This is a genomic window from Pseudomonas sp. B6002, assembly GCF_013385985.1.
Taxonomy (GTDB): domain Bacteria; phylum Pseudomonadota; class Gammaproteobacteria; order Pseudomonadales; family Pseudomonadaceae; genus Aquipseudomonas.
The window spans coordinates 88,291-107,878 of sequence record NZ_JACAOY010000027.1; the positions used below are offsets into that span (position 1 = coordinate 88,291).

The 19,588-nt window shown below is 61.4% G+C and carries 14 protein-coding genes; 8 read left to right on the forward strand and 6 right to left on the reverse strand.

Annotated features, from left to right (window positions below):
- Positions 1-174: 174 nt before the first annotated feature.
- Together HX792_RS26595 and HX792_RS26600 are read right to left on the reverse strand one after the other, a co-directional pair.
- On the reverse strand, positions 175-5,331 hold the full coding sequence (locus HX792_RS26595) for an NEL-type E3 ubiquitin ligase domain-containing protein (RefSeq protein ID WP_176998863.1): 5,157 nt from the start codon (positions 5,329-5,331) through the stop codon (positions 175-177).
- Between the two features lie 81 nt (positions 5,332-5,412).
- Positions 5,413-7,047, reverse strand: coding sequence for an AMP-binding protein (locus HX792_RS26600; RefSeq protein ID WP_176998864.1), 1,635 nt, complete (start codon positions 7,045-7,047; stop codon positions 5,413-5,415).
- Positions 7,048-7,197: 150 nt separating this feature from the next.
- Here HX792_RS26600 and HX792_RS26605 point away from each other — a divergent pair, with 150 nt between their 5' ends.
- From HX792_RS26605 to HX792_RS26620, 4 genes are read left to right on the forward strand one after another with little or no spacing between them, the layout of a single operon-like run.
- Complete coding sequence (locus HX792_RS26605) at positions 7,198-8,361, forward strand: isovaleryl-CoA dehydrogenase (protein WP_176998865.1); 1,164 nt, start codon at positions 7,198-7,200, stop codon at positions 8,359-8,361.
- An 11-nt stretch (positions 8,362-8,372) separates the two neighbouring features.
- Positions 8,373-9,980 carry a carboxyl transferase domain-containing protein gene (locus tag HX792_RS26610; protein ID WP_176998866.1) on the forward strand — a complete coding sequence of 536 codons (1,608 nt, stop codon included), beginning with the start codon at positions 8,373-8,375 and terminating at the stop codon, positions 9,978-9,980.
- A gap of 15 nt (positions 9,981-9,995) precedes the next feature.
- On the forward strand, positions 9,996-10,802 hold the full coding sequence (locus HX792_RS26615) for a gamma-carboxygeranoyl-CoA hydratase (protein WP_176998867.1): 807 nt from the start codon (positions 9,996-9,998) through the stop codon (positions 10,800-10,802).
- On the forward strand, positions 10,799-12,724 hold the full coding sequence (locus tag HX792_RS26620; protein ID WP_176998868.1) for an acetyl/propionyl/methylcrotonyl-CoA carboxylase subunit alpha: 1,926 nt from the start codon (positions 10,799-10,801) through the stop codon (positions 12,722-12,724). The genes HX792_RS26615 and HX792_RS26620 overlap by 4 nt, the downstream gene beginning before the upstream one ends.
- On the opposite strand, the gene HX792_RS26625 is transcribed toward HX792_RS26620, so the two are convergent.
- Complete coding sequence (locus tag HX792_RS26625) at positions 12,721-13,359, reverse strand: LexA family transcriptional regulator (RefSeq protein WP_176998869.1); 639 nt, start codon at positions 13,357-13,359, stop codon at positions 12,721-12,723. The two genes, HX792_RS26620 and HX792_RS26625, sit on opposite strands and share 4 nt — an antisense overlap.
- A gap of 130 nt (positions 13,360-13,489) precedes the next feature.
- Between HX792_RS26625 and HX792_RS26630 the strand changes: the two genes are divergently transcribed.
- Both HX792_RS26630 and HX792_RS26635 read left to right on the forward strand, forming a co-directional pair.
- Positions 13,490-13,840, forward strand: coding sequence for a DUF6124 family protein (locus HX792_RS26630; RefSeq protein ID WP_176998870.1), 351 nt, complete (start codon positions 13,490-13,492; stop codon positions 13,838-13,840).
- Between the two features lie 464 nt (positions 13,841-14,304).
- A complete protein-coding gene (locus tag HX792_RS26635) occupies positions 14,305-15,456 on the forward strand; it encodes a carboxypeptidase family protein (protein ID WP_176998871.1) in 1,152 nt (383 codons plus the stop codon).
- Between the two features lie 92 nt (positions 15,457-15,548).
- Here HX792_RS26635 and HX792_RS26640 read toward each other — a convergent pair whose 3' ends face one another.
- Together HX792_RS26640 and HX792_RS26645 are read right to left on the reverse strand one after the other, a co-directional pair.
- Positions 15,549-16,088 (reverse strand): cytochrome b, encoded by a 540-nt coding sequence (locus HX792_RS26640; protein WP_176998872.1) that lies wholly within the window; start codon positions 16,086-16,088, stop codon positions 15,549-15,551.
- Entirely contained in the window at positions 16,085-17,167 is a 1,083-nt protein-coding gene (locus tag HX792_RS26645) for a catalase family peroxidase (protein ID WP_176998873.1), read from the reverse strand. Before HX792_RS26645 ends, HX792_RS26640 begins: the two co-directional genes overlap by 4 nt.
- A 168-nt stretch (positions 17,168-17,335) precedes the next feature.
- Here HX792_RS26645 and HX792_RS26650 point away from each other — a divergent pair, with 168 nt between their 5' ends.
- Both HX792_RS26650 and HX792_RS26655 read left to right on the forward strand, forming a co-directional pair.
- Positions 17,336-17,842, forward strand: a complete 507-nt coding sequence (locus tag HX792_RS26650; RefSeq protein ID WP_176998874.1) for a sigma-70 family RNA polymerase sigma factor — start codon at positions 17,336-17,338, stop codon at positions 17,840-17,842.
- Entirely contained in the window at positions 17,839-18,588 is a 750-nt protein-coding gene (locus HX792_RS26655; protein ID WP_176998875.1) for an anti-sigma factor, read from the forward strand. Before HX792_RS26650 ends, HX792_RS26655 begins: the two co-directional genes overlap by 4 nt.
- Here HX792_RS26655 and HX792_RS26660 read toward each other — a convergent pair.
- Complete coding sequence (locus HX792_RS26660; protein WP_371319386.1) at positions 18,585-19,574, reverse strand: spore coat protein U domain-containing protein; 990 nt, start codon at positions 19,572-19,574, stop codon at positions 18,585-18,587. The genes HX792_RS26655 and HX792_RS26660 overlap by 4 nt on opposite strands.
- Positions 19,575-19,588 lie beyond the last annotated feature (14 nt).

Genomic DNA, 19,588 nt, shown 5'->3' on the forward strand with positions numbered 1-19,588 from the left:
GCGCTCAAAAAAATACGTTTGCTCTTGACCCCGGATGGGGGTCGCCAAAAACAGCGGTAAAGGGTCACGGCTGCCAAAAACAACAACAGGCCGCCCCTCAATAATAAAAAAGAGCACGCAACGACAAATTAAAGGGGACCCTCGGGTCCCCTTTGTGCTGTCTGTCCCTTTAATTCAGAGGGCGGTCCCGCTCGTGGCCGCGAAGTTGTTCAGTACCCTGCGCGTCAAGGTTTTCAAGGCTCGCTGCTCCAACAGGTGGCGCTCAGCGCCCAAGCTGTTGAGTTCTCGCTCATAAAATGCGCTTTGCATCGAGCCGTTCACCAGGATTTCATCCCTGCGTTTACCCAACAGTCCCGCCAGGTGGTCCGCTGCCGCACCGTGCCTGGCCTGCCAGTCCTCTCCTGCGTCCGGCTGGCCTTGCAAGTCCGAGAGTTCGAACAAAGCCGCACTTTTCTCATCAATCACGTCAAGCTCAGGAGCCATCAGCGCGCTCAGCGCTTGCGAATAACGGGTACGCAGGTGCGTCTCCCAGAACGTGCGCCCGACAAAAAATTCCTCCTCGAGCACAGGGTTGCGCTCATCCCGGAGTACCTGCCCATACGCTGCATCAAGTGTCGCCTGGGCCACGTTGGCCTGTTGTGGAAACAACATGCCGCGGGATTTGACTGGCAATTCCAGCGAGTCGGCAAGCCGCGTTCGATAAGCCAATACGACTTCAACCTGCTCGGTAAACCCTGGCCCTCTTGCCGCAACATCGCGTAGAGCAATGGCGTCGACCAACGCTAAACGAAACAGCTGCCTGGCGGTGGCGATCAGCGCGCCTTCGGCATTGTCCGTTTCTGCCCGTTCAACGGCCCTCGCCCCCATCAGCTCACTTTCAAGGTTCATGAACTCGACCGAACTGCCATCACCACAGGTCACCCGATCATCGGCAGCGGTGAATAACGCTTCGCGAATAGCCTGGTGTTCACTCGCCGCCGTCAGCATGTCCCACACCCGCTCAGCCAGTACCGGGCGAGTCACCTCGCTGGCATACTCGGCGCTGCGGGTGATGTCGGCCACCACTGCAAAAAAAGCCGCCGATTCGGGGCTGCCCCGCAGTTCATCCCAAACCTCACCGCGCCGTGCCAGCTCGGTCGCCGACACTCCCTCCAGCCATAAGCCCCGTGCTTCGTCCACGGAGATGTGCTCATCCCACTGCACCGGGTTAAAACGCTGATCCAGCCGGGCGAGCGTTGCCGCCGACAAGGGATTGTCATGCACATTGATACGTTCCAGATGCTGGTACGCGTATTCAGGCAACGTGGTGATCTGGTTTGAATGCAGATCAATGCGGGCCAGGTTAGGCAATTGTTCGGCGCCTGCAGGAAATGCAGTTGTGCCGGTGTCTGGCAGATAAAGCTGGTTGAGGTTTCGCAACCTGCGCAAATCCGCCCGCCAGCCCAGGCGACGATTGCCGCCAAGCTTGAGAATCTTCAGGCTCTGCATCCCTTCCAGGCGCAGGCGGCTGTGTTCGCTCAGTTGAATGTCATTACCGCTCAAATTGAGCTTGGTCAGCCCGGCGCCGTCATTGGCGAAGTCCGGCAGTTGCGTCAGGTTGTTGTCACTCATGTTCAGCCAGCGCAAACCGCCGAAGGCATGCAGGAACGGCTGCGAAGCATCCGATAGCGCCATTCGACGCAGAACCAGGTACCCCACGTGATCCATGTTGGCGTTGAGCGCTGGCAGCTCGCCCACGCTTTCATCCGAAAGATCCAGCACATAGCCGATCGGTGTCTGGTCCCCTGCCAATGCCTGTGTACCCGTTCTGCGCCAGGCTGCCTTGATGGTCCCCGACACTCTGCGCCTGGCGCTCGCGTAGCCCGCTTCCCCTGCCTGCTGCCAACTGACCAGCGCTTGATCCAGCGCGACAAATTCTTCTTCGAGCTGGTTCAGCTTCGCCAGTAGCACACTGTCACCCACCCCCTCAAGGCCGAGCATTGTCTCGATCTCTTGCATGGATTTTGACGGATAAAGCGACAGTGCTTTCATCCTGCACACCCAGGGACGCTCAGTCGCGCCGCCCAATGGACTGAGCGGATAGCCCACGCGCCCGTCAGCCAGGCGCATGGGTGATTTGAAACCGGGCTTGATCGCTTGCAAGCCAAGTGCTCGCCGGCTTTGCAACTCACTCAGAGGCTGTTCTGCCAGCTGCCTCTTCAACCGTTGCGCAGCCGCGTTGAAGACTGCCCAACCGGTGAATTCGCCACTGCTCGCCATCCAGAGGGCATTGAAAAAGGCATCCTTGTCGCGGCGCCAGTACTCGACTTTTTCCGGGCCGCTGCAGAGCTTCCATTCCGTCAAATCGGTGTGGATAAGACGAAGCTGCCGAGCGCCGCTGACATCGCCCACTCTGTCCAGCAAGGCGCCGTCGTAGGTACCCGAGCGGAGCTCGATACACGTCTCATTGAGCAGCCCGGGGATAGCGGCCATCTTGTGCAATGCCAGGTGCACGCCGTCCAGTGTGAGTGCATTGTCGAAGAGAAGGTCAGCCTGCGCCCGCATGACCCGCGCCTTCTGCAGGTACACACGCGCTTCCTCGGCCAAACGTTGCGGTAGGCGCGACGCGGACCTCATGCGGGCCAGCTCCTGAGCGTTGGCATGGGCCACCATTTCTTCGGCGGCCAATTTAGGCAAGCCGGGGAAGTCGCGCTGGATCAGTTGAACATTGACGTCGTTGGAAACATCACCCCCTGCTATTTCACGCTTGACTAGTTTGTCTCTGTTGCTATTAGCCGCGCTCAGCAAACGGTCTCGATACCTCACGAACCTTGCATACGGCCTGCGTAAGTGCTGCCTCAACGGATCGGCGCTTTCATCTTCCCGGGTCTGGGAATGCGCAGCCCAACCATCATCTGATACGTCTCGGGTACGCAGGTAAAGTTCGCCAACTTCTCGCTCTGTCATCAGTTCCTCACCCAGCAACTGACGAATTTCAGGCTCCGTCAATTGCTGGACAAAGGACCGAAACAGCAGCCCACTCTCGAGTTGTTCGTGCGTCAGTTCAACCACTTGAGTGGAACCGTTCGGGACGGCTGAGCGCCATACCGGCTGCCCCCCTGCGTCCAGTGCCACCAATACCCGCGACTCGGGCCACAAGCCGCCTTCCATCAAAAACTGCACTTGCATCCGCCAGTCGATCCGGCCAAAAACCACAGGGTCCGGGTGCTTTAGCTGGTCGATAACCCTTTGGTATTTGTTGTCGCATTCAAATCGTCGGAGCATGTCTTTGAACAGCGGCGCGGGCGTGTGATGATCGATGAACACGCTTCGCAACTCTTCATCCGACACACCACTGAACGCCCTGGCCAATTCCAATTGGCTATCGCTCAAGTGATCGACAGAATGCCCAATGCGCCGCAACAAGGTCTTGCGATCCCAAGTCAAAGGCTGCTCGAACTCATGCACCCAGGCGCCTTCCCCGTTGTGTTGGATTCGGGGTGCATAACGTGAATCGCCATCGGGATGCAGGAGCCTGAACTCATTGGGTTCGTCGCTGGCCCGGACTTTGTAGTGATTGCCGCCCCCTGCCGACAGGTACAGCTCGCCTTCATGACGATACAGGCCCTGGATGTTGGGTCGTTGACCGTCAGGCAGCGTTATCCGGTGCAGGTAGTGTGCGGGGTCGAATGCATACAAGCGCTTGCGTCCATCGAACTCCACATGCACCAGGCGCTTGATGAAAGGGGCATCTTTGGCTGCCATCAGCCCAGGCGGCACGGCCAGCCCAGCCAGGTTGAGCGCCACGGCCGAAACGTGTGCCCAGGCGGTTTGGGTTTCGTCTTGTGACCAGGCTTCAATGCCTTCGCCGACCTCGTAAGCCATCTGCACGGCGGCGACGATCAGCATCGCCTCCCCCAGGAAAGGCACCACGAACGAGGCAAGATTGAGAATGTCCAGCGCGCGGCTGCCGAATGACCATAGCCAGGCGTTGTAGACGCGCTCATCCACATCCCGGGTAGGTACCACGCTGGTGCGAGCATTTTCCACAATCAGCTGCATGCGCCTTATCGCGCAGTCCGCCCACACATCACGCCATGGCGGCGCGTAGCTGCCGTGCCGATTGATCCGCTCCTTTTGGGTGGGCACAAAGTCCACATCGTCGGCGTGACGGGCGTCCGGGTCCAGAAAGGCCTTGAGCCGCGTGAAGAATGCATCCTGGCTGGCAAGCGGCACGAACTGGCTGAAGAAAGTGCGGTACTCGACCCGGCACAGGCGTGTCGTCAGGTGGTCGGTAAACGCGGCAATATCATCATATAACTTGAGTGGATACTGGGGGTCACCCGGGATGTAGACAATGCAAGGCCGGGAGACCAATTCGGCGTTTCTGAGGTTCGCCCGCCACACGACCGGACCGATGATCAGGATGTTTTCGATGTCGAAAGCGAATAACCGAAACGGTGAAAACTTGACCTCCTCCCCCGCCCATGTCACCTGTGCCTGGCTTCGCAGAAGATCGATGATCAATTGGTGGCCATCGGGATGGATATCACCCTTCATCAAGGCAATCTCTGCCGCCAACTCCAACTGATGCCGATGGCTGAGGATCAACGTGCTGTACAGCTTGCCGAAGCCTGCTTCCGTGCTGGTGATATGTATCCGGCTATTGATGAAGGTTCGCACATACTCGTTGTACGAGCCGCCCAGATCCAGTTCCCGGCAAAGTTGGGCAAACTCGTGGGCCTTGATGCTCAGCTTGACCGACTGGACGTCGCCTGGAGAGGGAAGCCTGACGCGTGACGAGCGGGAAAAGTCGTAACGGGTGACCAGGTGGCAATCCGCGCAAACCGGCTCAGTCGCTTCATCCTGGGTGAAGTTATTTAGCGCCGCTCCCAACAGGCTGTTGCCTTGGTAGGAATAGAATTGCGGGGCCAATGTGCTGGTGCGGCTGGTCGAGACCTCTTGGGGGCCGGCCTCGCATTCTTTCTGCTCCATCTTGCGGGCAAAAAATACCTTTCGAGTGTCCAGGCGCTGGCCGAATTTCTTTTCAATCGCGGCCACCAGCAACGGCTCGGCAAAGGCCGCCGGCCCTTTGAATGGCTTGAACATTTGATCGAGCTCATTCAAGGAACGCCGACTGCGCAGATGGACCGCCCGCAGACGGTCCTTCGCAGCCGTCGAGGCATGGGTGTACCAGTCCGGAATGCGCAGTTGCAATGAGGCCAATTCGGTTTTGCGCTCATCCAGCGCTTCGGTGTACCAGTCTGGGGTGTTGTCCTGTATCACGCGGCCGTGGGGGCTGGGGTCGTCGGCAACCGGGCGCACGGGCGGATCGATAAGGGGGCTGGTCATGGGCATGACCCTCAAGTGGCGAAGTAATGCGCCACTTTAGGGCCCCCCGTTCAGCCCGGAGCAGTAGACATGCACCGCCTCTTAGCGGTCGTTGCGCAACTCCTCGATACTGATCTCGCGCATGCGGAATTTCTGGATCTTGCCGGTGACCGTCATCGGGAACTCGTCGACGAACTTGAAATGCCTGGGGGTCTTGAAGTGCGCGATGCGGCCCTTGCACCAGGTTTGCAATTCCAGTTCATTGGCCACATGGCCGGGGTGGAACTTGACCCAGGCGACGATCTCTTCGCCATAACGCTCATCCGGAATGCCGATGACCTGCACGTCCGCCACCGCAGGGTGAGTGAAGAAAAACTCCTCCAGCTCGCGCGGGTACACGTTCTCGCCGCCCCGGATGATCATGTCCTTGTTACGCCCGGCGATGCACACGTAGCCGTGCTCATCCATGGTCGCCAGGTCGCCGGTGTGCATCCAGCCAGCCTCGTCGATGGCCTCACGGGTGCCGTCGGGGTTGTTCCAGTAGCCAAGCATCACGCTGTAGCCACGGGTGCACAGCTCACCGATTTCACCGCGCGCAACCGTGTTGCCATCGGCGTCGATGATTTTATTTTCCAGCTGAGGTTGTGTGCGGCCGACGGTGGTGACGCGTCGCTCCACGTCGTCGTTGGCACCGGTCTGCAAGGAAACCGGGCTGGTTTCGGTCATGCCGTAGGCGATCTGCACCTCGCCCATGTGCAACTCACTGATGACCCGCCGCATCACCTCGATGGGGCAGGTGGCGCCAGCCATGATGCCAGTGCGCAGGGTGGCCAGGTCCAGCTCGCCCCGGCGTGGGTGGTCGAGCATGGCGATGAACATGGTCGGCACGCCGTACAGGCCCGTGGCGCGTTCTTCGGCAACGGCGGTGAGCGTGAGTAACGGGTCGAAGCCGTCATTGGGGTAGATCATGGTGGTGCCGTGGGTGATGCAACCCAGGTTGCCCATCACCATGCCGAAACAGTGATACAGCGGCACCGGGATCACCAGGCGATCCTGCGCGGTCAGGCCCAGGCTTTCACCGACCATGTAGCCGTTGTTGAGGATGTTGTGGTGGCTGAGGGTGGCGCCCTTGGGAAAACCGGTGGTGCCGGAGGTGTACTGAATGTTGACGGGCTGATCGAAGTGCAGGCTGGCCTGGCGTGCGTGCAGTTGCTCGGGCGGGACGCCAGCCCCAAGCACCGCCAACTGCGACCAGGGCATGAAGCCTTCGGGCGGGCTGGGGTCCAGGCTGATGATGCCGCGCAGGTCGGGTTTCAGTTCCTGGAGCAAGGCGTGGTAGTCGGAGCTCTTGAACGAACCGGCGCACACCAGCCAAGAGCAGCCCGACTGCTTGAGCACGTAGTCCAGCTCACTGCTGCGGTACGCCGGGTTGATGTTGACCAGGATCACCCCGAGCTTGGCGCTGGCGATCTGGCTGATGCACCACTCGGTGCAGTTGGGCGCCCAGATGCCCAGGCGGTCGCCAGCCTGCATGCCCAGGGCCAGGAAGGCACGGGCGTGCAGGTCAACGGCGTTGGCCAGTTGCCGCCAGGTGTAGCGACGCTGTTGATGGCGCACCACCAGGGCCTCGCCCTCGGGAAATTGTGCAACGGTGCGATCGAACGCCTGGCCAATCGTCATGGCCAGCAAGGTCTTGTCCTGAGAGCCACGGCTGTAGCTCTGATTCGGTTGATCCATAACGACCCCTGTTGTCTTTTTTGTAGGTTGACGTAAACGTAAACTACGATTGACAGCGCCGTAACGCAAGCTTACGTTAACGTAAAGGTGAGCACCCTTCCCTGGCGCGCCACCCACACAAAAACAACGCTCACATTAAGGTGCCTGTCCATGAGTTACCCGTCCCTGAACTTCGCCCTCGGTGAAACCATCGACATGCTGCGCGAACAGGTGCAGCACTTCGTAGCCAAGGAAATCGCACCTCGCGCGGCACAGATCGACAGCGACAACCTGTTCCCCGCCGACCTGTGGCGCAAGTTCGGTGACATGGGCCTGCTGGGCATCACCGTGCCGGAAGAGTACGGCGGCGCGGGCCTGGGTTACCTGGCCCACGTGGTGGCCATCGAGGAGATCAGCCGGGGGTCGGCCTCGGTGGCGTTGTCCTACGGCGCCCACTCCAACCTGTGTGTGAACCAGATCAACCGCAATGGCAACCATGCACAGAAGCTCAAGTACCTGCCCAAACTGATCAGCGGCGAACACGTCGGCGCCCTGGCCATGAGCGAGCCGAATGCTGGCTCCGACGTAGTGTCGATGAAACTGCGCGCCGACAAACGCGGCGACCATTACGTGCTCAACGGCAGCAAGACCTGGATCACCAACGGCCCCGACGCCAGCACCTACGTGATCTACGCCAAGACCGACCTGGAGAAAGGCGCCCACGGCATCACCGCGTTCATCGTCGAGCGCGACTGGAAGGGTTTCAGCCGCAGCAACAAGTTCGACAAGCTGGGCATGCGCGGCTCCAACACCTGCGAGCTGTTCTTCGATGACGTGGAAGTGCCCGAAGAAAACATCCTCGGCACCCTCAACGGCGGCGTGAAAGTGTTGATGAGCGGCCTGGACTACGAACGCGTGGTGCTCTCCGGTGGCCCCACCGGGATCATGCAGGCGTGCATGGACCTGATCGTGCCCTATATCCACGACCGCAAGCAGTTCGGCCAGAGCATCGGCGAATTCCAGCTGATCCAGGGCAAGGTCGCCGACATGTACACCCAGCTCAACGCCAGCCGCGCCTACCTCTACGCCGTGGCCCAGGCGTGCGAGCGCGGTGAAACCACGCGCAAGGACGCTGCCGGGGTGATCCTCTACAGCGCCGAACGCGCCACGCAAATGGCCCTCGATGCCATCCAGATTCTGGGCGGCAATGGCTACATCAACGAGTTTCCCGCCGGCCGCCTGCTGCGCGACGCCAAGCTGTACGAAATCGGCGCCGGCACCAGTGAGATTCGCCGGATGCTGATCGGCCGCGAACTCTTCAACGAAACCCGCTGAAGGAGCGCGCCATGGCCACCTTGCACACCCAGCTCAACCCGCGTTCGGCGGAGTTCGCCACCAACAGCGCCGCCATGCGCCAGCAGGTCGACGCCCTGCACACCCTGCTCGCCCATGTGCAGCAAGGGGGCGGCGCCAAGGCCCAGGAGCGGCACACCTCACGGGGCAAGCTGCTGCCGCGTGAACGCATCAATCGCCTGCTGGACCCGGGCTCGCCATTTCTGGAACTCAGCCAACTGGCCGCCCATCAGGTGTATGGCGAAGACGTACCGGCAGCCGGGGTGATTGCCGGGATCGGTCGCGTGGAAGGCGTGGAATGCATGATCGTCGCCAACGACGCCACGGTGAAAGGCGGCTCCTATTACCCGCTCACCGTGAAAAAACACCTGCGTGCCCAGACCATCGCCGAACAGAACCGCTTGCCGTGCATCTACCTGGTGGACTCCGGCGGCGCCAACCTGCCACGCCAGGACGACGTGTTCCCGGACCGCGAGCACTTCGGGCGGATCTTCTTCAACCAGGCCAACATGAGCGCCCAGGGCATCCCGCAGATCGCGGTGGTCATGGGTTCCTGCACCGCCGGTGGCGCCTATGTGCCAGCCATGGCGGATGAAGCGATCATGGTGCGCCAGCAAGCCACCATTTTCCTCGCCGGGCCACCGCTGGTGAAGGCGGCCACGGGTGAAGTGGTCAGCGCCGAAGACCTCGGTGGTGCCGATGTGCATTGCAAGATCTCCGGCGTGGCCGACCACTATGCCGACAGCGACGAACACGCCCTGGCGCTGGCGCGACGCAGTGTGGCCAACCTCAACTGGCGCAAACAGGGCCAGTTGCTGCAACGCACGCCGATTGCGCCGCTGTACAGCAGCGAAGAGTTGTACGGGGTGATCCCGGCCGATGCCAAGCAGCCGTTCGACGTGCGCGAAGTGATCGCGCGGCTGGTGGACGGCTCGGTGTTCGATGAATTCAAGGCGCTGTTCGGCACCACCTTGGTGTGTGGCTTTGCGCACCTGCACGGTTACCCGATTGCGATCCTCGCCAACAACGGGATCCTGTTTGCCGAGGCCGCGCAGAAAGGCGCGCACTTTATCGAACTGGCCTGCCAGCGTGGCATTCCCCTGCTGTTTTTGCAGAACATCACCGGTTTCATGGTTGGCCAGAAGTACGAGGCGGGCGGCATCGCCAAGCATGGCGCCAAGCTGGTCACGGCCGTGGCCTGCGCCAAGGTGCCGAAGTTCACCGTCATCATCGGCGGCAGCTTTGGGGCTGGCAACTATGGCATGTGCGGCCGCGCCTATGACCCGCGCTTCTTGTGGATGTGGCCGAACGCGCGCATTGGCGTGATGGGCGCCGAACAGGCCGCCGGCGTGCTGGTGCAGGTCAAGCGTGAGCAGGCTGAACGGGCTGGCAGCGAGTTCAGTGCCGAGGAAGAAGCGGCGATCAAGCAGCCAATCCTCGACCAGTACGAAACCCAGGGCCACCCCTATTACTCCAGTGCGCGCTTGTGGGACGACGGCGTGATCGATCCGCTGCAGACCCGTGACGTGCTGGCCCTGGCCCTGTCCGCTTCGCTGAATGCCCCCATCGAGCCGAGCCGCTTCGGCGTGTTCCGCATGTAAATGGAGCTGTACCCCATGAGCGATTTCAACACCCTCGAACTGATCACCGACAGCCGTGGCTTTGCCACCCTGTGGCTCAGTCGTGAAGCCAAGAACAACGCGTTCAACGCCGAGATGATCCGCGAACTGATCATCGCCCTCGACCGGGTACAGGGCGATCCATCCCTGCGCTTTCTGCTGCTGCGCGGACGTGGCAAGCACTTCAGCGCCGGGGCCGACCTGGCCTGGATGCAGCAATCGGCCGAACTCGATTACCACACCAACCTGGACGACGCCCGCGAGCTGGCGGAGCTGATGTACAACCTGGCCAAGTTGAAGATCCCCACGCTGGCGGTGGTACAAGGCGCGGCCTACGGCGGTGCGCTGGGCCTGATCAGTTGCTGCGACATGGCGATTGGCGCCGATGACGCGCAGTTCTGTCTGTCAGAAGTGCGCATCGGCCTGGCACCGGCGGTGATCAGCCCGTTCGTGGTGCAGGCCATCGGCGAACGCGCGGCGCGGCGGTATGCCCTGACCGCCGAACGTTTCGACGGCCAGCGCGCCCGGGAAATCGGCTTGTTGGCCGACAGCTACCCCGCCAGCGAACTGGACCTGCAGGTGCAGCTGTGGGTCGCCAACCTGCTGCAGAACAGCCCGGCCGCCATGCGTGCCAGCAAGGATTTGCTGCGTGAAGTCGGGAATGGCGCCCTGACACCGGCCCTGCGCCGCTATTGCGAAAACGCCATTGCGCGGATTCGCGTCAGCACCGAGGGCCAGGAAGGCTTGCGCGCATTCCTGCAAAAACGCCCGCCCAGCTGGCAAGCACAGGAGCCGCGCTCATGAGCACACTGACCACCCTGCTGGTGGCCAACCGTGGCGAGATTGCCTGCCGCGTGATGCGCACCGCCAAGGCCATGGGCCTGACCACCGTGGCCGTGCACAGCGCCACTGACCGCGACGCGCGACATAGCCGTGAGGCGGATATTCGCGTGGACCTGGGCGGCAGCAAAGCCACCGAAAGCTACCTGCAAATCGACAAGCTGATCGCTGCCGCACAGGCCAGTGGCGCCCAGGCGATCCACCCGGGTTACGGTTTCTTGTCGGAAAACGCCGGCTTCGCCCGTGCCATTGAAGCAGCGGGCCTGATCTTCCTCGGCCCGCCTGCCTCGGCCATCGATGCCATGGGCAGCAAATCTGCCGCCAAGGCGTTGATGGAAACTGCCGGCGTGCCGCTGGTGCCCGGCTACCACGGCGAAGCACAGGACCTGGACACCTTCCGCGCCGCCTGCGAGCGCATCGGCTACCCGGTGCTGCTCAAGGCCACGGCCGGTGGTGGCGGCAAGGGCATGAAGGTGGTCGAGGAGGTCAGCCAACTGGCCGAAGCCCTGGCCTCTGCCCAGCGTGAGGCGCTGTCGTCCTTCGGCAACGGGCAAATGCTGGTGGAGAAATACCTGATCAAGCCGCGTCATGTGGAGATTCAGGTGTTTGCCGATCAGCACGGGCATTGCCTCTACCTCAACGAGCGCGACTGTTCGATTCAGCGTCGCCATCAAAAGGTCGTGGAAGAAGCACCGGCGCCAGGCCTGAGCGTCGAGCAGCGCAAAGCCATGGGTGAAGCCGCCGTGCGCGCTGCCCAGGCCATCGGCTATGTGGGCGCCGGTACCGTGGAATTTTTGCTGGATGCCCGTGGCGAATTCTTCTTCATGGAGATGAACACACGCTTGCAAGTGGAACACCCGGTGACCGAGGCGATCACCGGCCTGGACCTGGTGGCCTGGCAAATCCGTGTCGCACAGGGCGAGGCGCTGCCAATCACCCAGGAGCAGGTACCGTTGATCGGCCATGCCATTGAGGTGCGCTTGTATGCCGAAGACCCGGCAAATGATTTCCTGCCAGCCACCGGGCATTTAGCGTTGTATCGCGAATCTGCCCCAGGCCCCGGGCGACGTGTGGACAGCGGCGTTGCACAAGGGGACGACGTGTCGCCGTTCTACGACCCGATGCTCGGCAAGTTGATCGCCTGGGGCGAGGACCGTGAGCAAGCACGCCTGCGGTTATTGAGCATGCTCGATGAGTTTGCCGTGGGCGGGCTCAAGACCAACTTGGGCTTTCTGCGCCGGATCATCGGCCATCCGGCCTTTGCGAGCGCCGAACTGGATACCGGGTTCATTCCACGCTATCAGGACCAATTGTTGCCGGCCGCTGGCGCCTTGAGCGAGGAGTTCTGGCAGGCGGCGGGCGCCGCTTTTATGCAGAGCTTGCCGGCCGGCGATGGGCCTTGGGCGGACACCCGCGGGTTCCGGGCGGGGCTGCCTGCGGAGGTTTCGCTGCATTTGAGCTGCAATGGGCAGGATCGGTTGGTGACGTTGCAGGGGGATGCCTTCAGGTTGCACGGCGAGCAGTTGTCGAGCGAGCACCAATGCGTGCGTCGCAACCTTCTGGCCGTGCGCAGCGAGGGCGGCGTGTTCCTGCGCTGGGACGGCGAGATGCACGCCATCAGCCTGTTCGACCCGATTGCGGCGGTCGAGGCCAACCAGTCTCACCAGGGCGGCCTCACGGCGCCCATGAACGGCAGCATCGTGCGCGTGTTGGTTGAAGTCGGCCAAAGCGTGGAAGCCGGCGCGCAACTGGTGGTGCTGGAGGCGATGAAGATGGAGCACAGCATTCGCGCGCCTGAGGCCGGGATGGTCAAGGCACTGTTCTGCCAGGAGGGTGAAATGGTGGCCGAAGGCAGCGCGCTGGTGGAGCTGGAAACGGCGGGCTAGAACTTCGCCGTGGCTTGCACGACAACGCCGAGGATGCGGCAGTCGTCAGTGAGCAGTTGTTTGGGGTAAGTGGGATTGAGCGGCGTCAGGTAGAGCTGGCCGCTCTCTTCCATCAACTGGCGGAAGGTGGCGTGAGTGCTGTTGGCCCATTGTGCGACCACCAGCCTGCCGGGTTCGGCTTCTATGGCCGGGTCTACCAGGATCATCATGCCAGCGCCGACGCTCAAGCCGCTGGGGGCCGCCATGGCGTCGCTGGTGACGGGCAGCCAGAACGCCTCGCCTTCGCACCGATAATCTGTCAGTTCGAATCGTTGGGCGTCATAGCGCGCGGGTTCTTCGCGGATTTCGCACAGGCCCTTCCAGTCGCTGACCGGGTAACGGAAATACGGCGTGTAGTGTTTTATCGGTAACAGCACCTGTTCAGCGCCCCGCTCGCGAATCTCAAGCACCACTTCCAGCTCATCAAGCCCCAATGCCTGCAACAGCCGGTTCATGTCTTCCAGGCTCGGCACGCGACGTTTGTTGAGCCAGTGGCCCACACCGCCCTGGGACATGCCCAGGCGTTCGGCCAGTTGGTCCTGCGTGACCTTGCGGTCTTTCATGTTGGCCTTGACCAACGCTATCCAGTTATCCATGGGGCCTGACAATACGTCGCGTATTTTTCAGGGCAATAAACAGTTTGTAGTAATCCATAAAACGACATAAATACGATACGTACTATCATCGGTCATATGGTTTTCGACACCCCACAGAGTACCGACCCTTATGACGACAAGCCCGTACCTCCTGCCTGAAACCGCTGAAAACGATGAGTTGCACGACATGTGCAGCAGCAGCGCCGCCCAACGTGCGCTGGACTATTACTTGAAAGAGGATGTGTCGGCCCCCGTGCCGGACGGCGCCCTGTTTGCCATCAAGCCCGGCATCAGCCAGGAGGAAGCGTTGGTGCACGCTTCTGACCTGTTGCGCAGTGCGGCGGCCACGGCCTATGAGTCTGCGAGCAGCCATCATGGCAATCAACGCGACCTGGCATTTTCAGTGGTGTATTTGATCGATATGGCGAAGGCGATGGTGGAGCGGTCGTTGCAGGCGCAGCAGGCATCGGCAAACGTGTAACGGGCGCGAAAGAAAAATATTTCTATCCCTCGGATAAAAACATTTGACTTGCAAATGATAATGATTATTATTGAACGCAGCTGGTCGCGAGATCAGTCGATAGACCAAGGGACCTTAGGTCGGACTCTTGGAATATCTCCTCATCAGGCTAATCACGGTTTTTGACCCGGCTCTTTGGCCGGGTCTTTTTTTTGCCAGTTTCCCTGGCGTGGCTTCAGGCTAATGAAGACTGTGTGTTGCTTGATGGCGCGCATGGTAGCAAAAGACCATCGCCAAAAGAAAGCCGAACGAGCGCTCTAGCCCGGATCTTTAAGAAATAGCGCTTGAGAATCAATCTCATAGATTCTAAGCTGCTGGCGCGTCAAGGATGACGCCCCCTCCCCATGCAACAATTTTGCATCAAGATTTTGCCCGACTCCTGTGTAAGATATCTGCCACAACACAGCTAATCAGGCGACCCGACCATGACCGTGGCCTTGACCTCCATCAAGATCAGCACCGACTTCGACAGCGGCAACATCCAGGTCCTGGATGCCAGCGACGCCTATCAGTTGCTGCTGGCGATCAAACCCGACACCCGTAGCCCACATTTCCAATGGTTCCACTTCAAGGCCGAAGGCATGCATGTGGGCCACACCCACACCTTCCGCCTAAGCAATGCGGGCCAGTCTTCGTATAAGCATGCGTGGAGCGGCTACAACGCAGTGGCGTCCTACGACCATATCAACTGGTTCCGTGTGCCCACGCGTTTTGATGGCGAGATCCTGCACATCAGCCTGGAAACCCGCGAAAAGCACGCCTGGGTCGCCTACTTCGAACCCTATAGCCGCGAGCGCCATGACTGGCTGATCGAGCAGGCCCTGAACGGTGCCGGCACCCAGTTGCTGGCCACCGGCAAGAGTGCCGAAGGCCGTGACATCCAGTTGCTGCGCCGGGGCAAAGGTGGCGAAGGTCGCCGCAACGTGTGGATCATTGCCCAGCAACACCCTGGCGAACACATGGCCGAATGGTTCATGGAAGGCATCATCGAGCGCCTGCAACAGGACGGTGACGCCGAGCTGAAAAAGCTCCTGTCCGTGGCCGACCTGTACCTGATCCCCAACATGAACCCCGACGGCGCCTTCCACGGCCACCTGCGCACCAACGCCATGGGCCAGGACCTCAACCGTGCCTGGCAGAGCGCCAGCCAGGAAATCAGCCCGGAAGTGCTGTTCGCCCAGCAGCAAATGGATAAGTACGGCGTGGACCTGTTCCTCGACATCCACGGTGACGAAGAAATCCCCTACGTCTTCACCGCAGGCTGCGAGGGCAACCCGGGCTACACCCCGCGTATCGAAGGCCTTGAAAAACATTTCCGCAGCCACTTGAGCGCCCTCACCCGCGACTTCCAGACCGCCCACGGCTACACCCGCGACCTGCCGGGCGAAGCCAACATGACCCTGGCCTGCAACGCCGTTGGCCAGAAGTACGACTGCCTGTCCCTGACCCTGGAAATGCCGTTCAAGGACAACGACGACGCGCCCAACCCGAAAACCGGCTGGTCCGGTGAGCGCTCCAAGCAGTTGGGCAAGGACGTATTGAGCACGGTCGCCGACATCGTGACCATCCTGCGCTAACCCTTTGTAGGAGCCGGCTTGCCGGCGATGAGGCCCTTGATAACAGCAAGAATTTCAAGGACGCCATCGCCGGCAAGCCGGGTCCTACACGGTCAGCGTTTGCTGCCGGTCATGCTTTGCAGCACACCATCACGTCGGATCAGCCCGTGGAACAACGCCGCCGCCAGGTGCAACAACACTGTCAGGAACAACAGGTAGGCGAGAAAGCCGTGGGCCTTGCGCAACACCGCAAACAACGGCGCATTGGCACCCACCAAGGCTGGCAACTGCACCGAGCTGCTGAGCATCACCGGGTCGCCCGCCGCTGAGATCATCGCCCAGCCCAGCACCGGCAACACCAGCATCAACGCGTACAGCACGATATGGGACGCCTTGGCTGCCAACACTTGCCACAGTGGCAAGTCAACCGGCAACGGCGGCTGACGCGTCGAAAACCTTACCACCAAGCGCACGATCACCAGAGCCAGAATCGCGATCCCCAGCGGTTTGTGCAGGTGGATCAGCCATTCATGGCGCTCCGACACCGATGCCACCATGCCCGCGCCGATAAACAGCATCGCGATGATCATCAACGCCATCAGCCAGTGCAGCAAGCGCGCCAGAGGGGCGAAAAACCGCGGTTGAACATTCATGGCTTCGACTCCTGAGGGGCACTGTGCAAGGGGCTGACTTCACCGGCACGACGCAAGTACGAACTGGCATACGCAGCCGAGCGTGCCGCCAGCAGCGGGTCGTTGGAAGCCTCGATACCACTGGGTAGAACCAGCGGATCGAAGTTGATATCACGGCAATCGCCGTCCGCTTGCGGTTGACTGCCCTGCAACACCAGGGTGCCGGCGTTCAACACCTTGTGTTCACCGCTCCAGGCCTTGCTGGCATCGTCCAGTGGGTCGCCAGGGTTGGCCAACGTCATGTTCAACTGCCAGCGCAACGGCCCCGAGGCCAGGCGCTGCACCAGGTCTTTTTCGAGGAAGTCGCTGCCTGCCGGAGCAACGTCGCCCGGCGCGTCCTGGCTTTGTGGCACTACGCCCCACCGCACTGCCTGGCGCTTGCCATCGGCACTCACCAGGAAAAACGCGTTGATCCCGTTATAGGTTTCCGTCGCGTAGCTGGCGGACGGCTTGGCCGTCTTGACCCACGCCAAAAACGGCGCGGTTTCAGGGTGCGCGGCAAAGAACGCCGGCATGTTCGCCGGGTTCGGCTTGCCAGTGGCCGGGTCGGGTGCGCCAGCCTGGAGCATCTGGTAGAACGCCTGCGGCGTGCCCACCGGGAACACCGGCATGCTGTTCATCCCGGTGCGCCACTGCTGACCGTTGGCCTGGCTGAACTGCAACGCAAAACTGCGGATTGGCACGCTGCTGTCCGGCGCGTAAGGGTTACCGCTGGGCAAGGCAAACCGACCAATCACCGGGGTCCTGGCCTCGCTGAACACCTGGGCGCTGGAGTAGGCACGCGCCTCTGGGCTGCTCTCGAAGTAACCCGCCACGCACACACCTTTGGCATGGTTACGCCGGAAGCCCGGGTGGATGCCGTTATTGGTTTCCAGGGCATTGACCAGGGTCTTGGGCCGCAGGCGCTGTGGGTCGAGTGTGCCGTTGACGTAGGCAAATGCCCCGGCAACGACCGCAACCACGGCACCGATACCGATGAGCCGTGCGATCAGGCTCGCCGTGCTCAACGGGGGACGCGGCGGTGATGAGTGATCTACCATGAAGAAACTCCAGGGCCAAAGGCCTTAGGGGTGGAACATAAGGTCGGAGCATTAAGACGAACGCCGATCTGCTCTATTCCCTGGCCCTGGATTTATTTTTGGGAGCGGGGAATAACCTTCAACGCCGGACGTCTCTCTAGTCCCAGCGTAGTGATCAGCCAGCCGACCATGCATGAACTCGACGAACAGTTACGTGAACTCATCCCCAGGTTGCGGCGCTTTGCCGTGTCCCTGACCCGTAACGCCAGCAGCGCCGACGACCTGGTGCAATCGACCCTGGAACGGGCGATCATCCGCTGGGCCGACAAACGCCTCGAAGGCGACCTGCGCGCCTGGCTGTTCTCGATCCTCTACCGCCAGTTCCTTGATGCGCACCGTCGCAGCCGGCGCTATGCGCGCATGCTCGAATTCTTCACCGGCCGCGATGATGCGCAACCGTCAGTCGAACGCACGGTGATGGCCCAATCGACCCTGCAAGCCTTCGACCGACTCAACACCGAACAGCGCGCCTTGCTGCTGTGGGTGTCGGTCGAAGGCTTGAGCTACAAGGAGGTCGCCGAGATCCTCGACGTGCCCGTCGGCACCGTGATGTCGCGCCTGTCCAGGGCGCGCCAAGCCTTGCGTCAACTCAGTGATGGCGAAATAGCCAGCCCTTCCCTGCGGATACTCAAATGATCAGCCTGCCCCCCAGCGAACGCGATTTGCATGCCTACGTCGATCACCAACTGCTGGAGAGTGATCGCCGTGTGCTCGAAACCTACCTGGCTGCCCAACCCGACGTTGCCGCCCAGGTCCAGGCCTGGCAACAGGATGCGCAATTACTGCGCGCCTCATTGAGTGGTACTTTGCAGCAACCGGCCAACCCCAAGCTGGACCCCGCGCTGATTCGCCAGCGCATCCGGCATCAGTCCCGTCGCCACCTGGCAACGGCCGCCGTGTTGCTGATAGCCGTCAGCCTTGGCGGCGTTGGCGGCTGGCATGCCCGCGAGGTCACTCAACCGCCGATGTTGCCGATGGCCGATGCGATGCAAGCGTTTCGCCTGTTTGCCCAGGACGGCATCATGCCCGCCGACTACAACACTCAGGGCAACAGCAATATGCAGGCCTGGCTCGACCGCTATTTCAACCAGGCCCATCGTTTGCCCGACCTCAGCGCCTCCGGTTTCACACCGGTCAGCGGGCGCCTGCTGACCACCGAATCCGGGGCGGCGGCGATGGTGGTGTATGAAAACCGTGAAGGCCACAAGATCAGTTTCTATATTCGCCCACCGGGCCCGGAGAACAACTTTCTGCCCCGGGGCAGCCGCAGCGCCGACGGTTTGCAGGCCGAATACTGGTCCGGCGCCGGCTACAACTATGCGATGGTCAGCCCCAACGATGAACCGACCGCGCGGCTGATCAAGCAGACGATCAAGTTCTAGAACCCCACGTCGAGCACCACGTTGTCGAGGTAGGTACCGCCCGGCGGCGTGGCCTGGTCGGTGTAGATCTTGGCGTTGTAGTTGAACACCTGGCTACCGGTGCCCAGGCCGTTGCCAGGGTTGATATCCGCCGAAGCGCTGGCGCGCCGCGCCGCGCCGACACTGCCCCAACGGGTGGTGCCGGCACTGACGAAAATATCGTAGGCCAGGTAGTTACCGCTGGACACCATTTGTCGCCGTCCGCCCACACTGACCGGGTTTTGCCCATCGCTCAGGCCCACGGTGTAGGCACTGCCCTTGGTGCAGGCGACGCTGGCCTGCCCGGTTACCGTGGAAAACGCGCTGATCACCGGGCCGCTGCCGAATGCAATCGGCGGCGTGGTGATCTGGCAGTCGTTGACCACCGTCATGCTGACCGTCAGCGTCGTCGTGCCGCTGTTGATATCCCGTCCGGCACAAATCCCCCCCACGCCGATACCCGAGCAGTAGTTCCAGTTCCAGAAAATGCTCAAGGTTTCGGTGTACACCCCTGCCGCCACATTGCTGCCGGTGAGGGTGCCCAGGTAGAGCGGCAAGGTTTTCGTGCCAGGGCCGAACACCAGGCCGTAGGTCGCCGCGATCCCCCCGGCGCCACCAAAGTCGAAGGCAGTGCCCCGCGTCATCGGGTAAGACGTGGTGTTGTTGGCATACACCGTGTACTTAATGACATCCCCGGTAGGCCCGACCATCCCGCCCTGCGTCGAGCCGGTAATGGTGCCGTAAAAATGATCGTTGGAAGCCAGCACTGACAGTACCACCGGCGCACAGCTCAAGCCGGCGTTGGTGGTGGAACTGGGCAGGGAGGTGGTGCGCACCGTCATCGAACTTACCGTCGTACCAAAACTGGCTGGCAGGGTACTGACCACCGAACACGCGGCCTGCGCCTGCCCCGCCACTCCCAGGCTCGCCAGCACCAAGCCTCGCCACAGCCATTCCTTGACCCGCACACGCACACTCCTTA

Excerpts from the sequence above, each read along its gene's own strand:
- HX792_RS26595 (WP_176998863.1), bottom strand. The coding sequence starts at position 5,331 with ATGACCAGCCCCCTTATCGATCCGCCCGTGCGCCCGGTTGCCGACGAC.
- HX792_RS26600 (WP_176998864.1), bottom strand. The coding sequence starts at position 7,047 with ATGGATCAACCGAATCAGAGCTACAGCCGTGGCTCTCAGGACAAGACC.
- HX792_RS26605 (WP_176998865.1), top strand. The coding sequence starts at position 7,198 with ATGAGTTACCCGTCCCTGAACTTCGCCCTCGGTGAAACCATCGACATG.
- HX792_RS26610 (WP_176998866.1), top strand. The coding sequence starts at position 8,373 with ATGGCCACCTTGCACACCCAGCTCAACCCGCGTTCGGCGGAGTTCGCC.
- HX792_RS26615 (WP_176998867.1), top strand. The coding sequence starts at position 9,996 with ATGAGCGATTTCAACACCCTCGAACTGATCACCGACAGCCGTGGCTTT.
- HX792_RS26620 (WP_176998868.1), top strand. The coding sequence starts at position 10,799 with ATGAGCACACTGACCACCCTGCTGGTGGCCAACCGTGGCGAGATTGCC.
- HX792_RS26625 (WP_176998869.1), bottom strand. The coding sequence starts at position 13,359 with ATGGATAACTGGATAGCGTTGGTCAAGGCCAACATGAAAGACCGCAAG.
- HX792_RS26630 (WP_176998870.1), top strand. The coding sequence starts at position 13,490 with ATGACGACAAGCCCGTACCTCCTGCCTGAAACCGCTGAAAACGATGAG.
- HX792_RS26635 (WP_176998871.1), top strand. The coding sequence starts at position 14,305 with ATGACCGTGGCCTTGACCTCCATCAAGATCAGCACCGACTTCGACAGC.
- HX792_RS26640 (WP_176998872.1), bottom strand. The coding sequence starts at position 16,088 with ATGAATGTTCAACCGCGGTTTTTCGCCCCTCTGGCGCGCTTGCTGCAC.
- HX792_RS26645 (WP_176998873.1), bottom strand. The coding sequence starts at position 17,167 with ATGGTAGATCACTCATCACCGCCGCGTCCCCCGTTGAGCACGGCGAGC.
- HX792_RS26650 (WP_176998874.1), top strand. The coding sequence starts at position 17,336 with ATGCATGAACTCGACGAACAGTTACGTGAACTCATCCCCAGGTTGCGG.
- HX792_RS26655 (WP_176998875.1), top strand. The coding sequence starts at position 17,839 with ATGATCAGCCTGCCCCCCAGCGAACGCGATTTGCATGCCTACGTCGAT.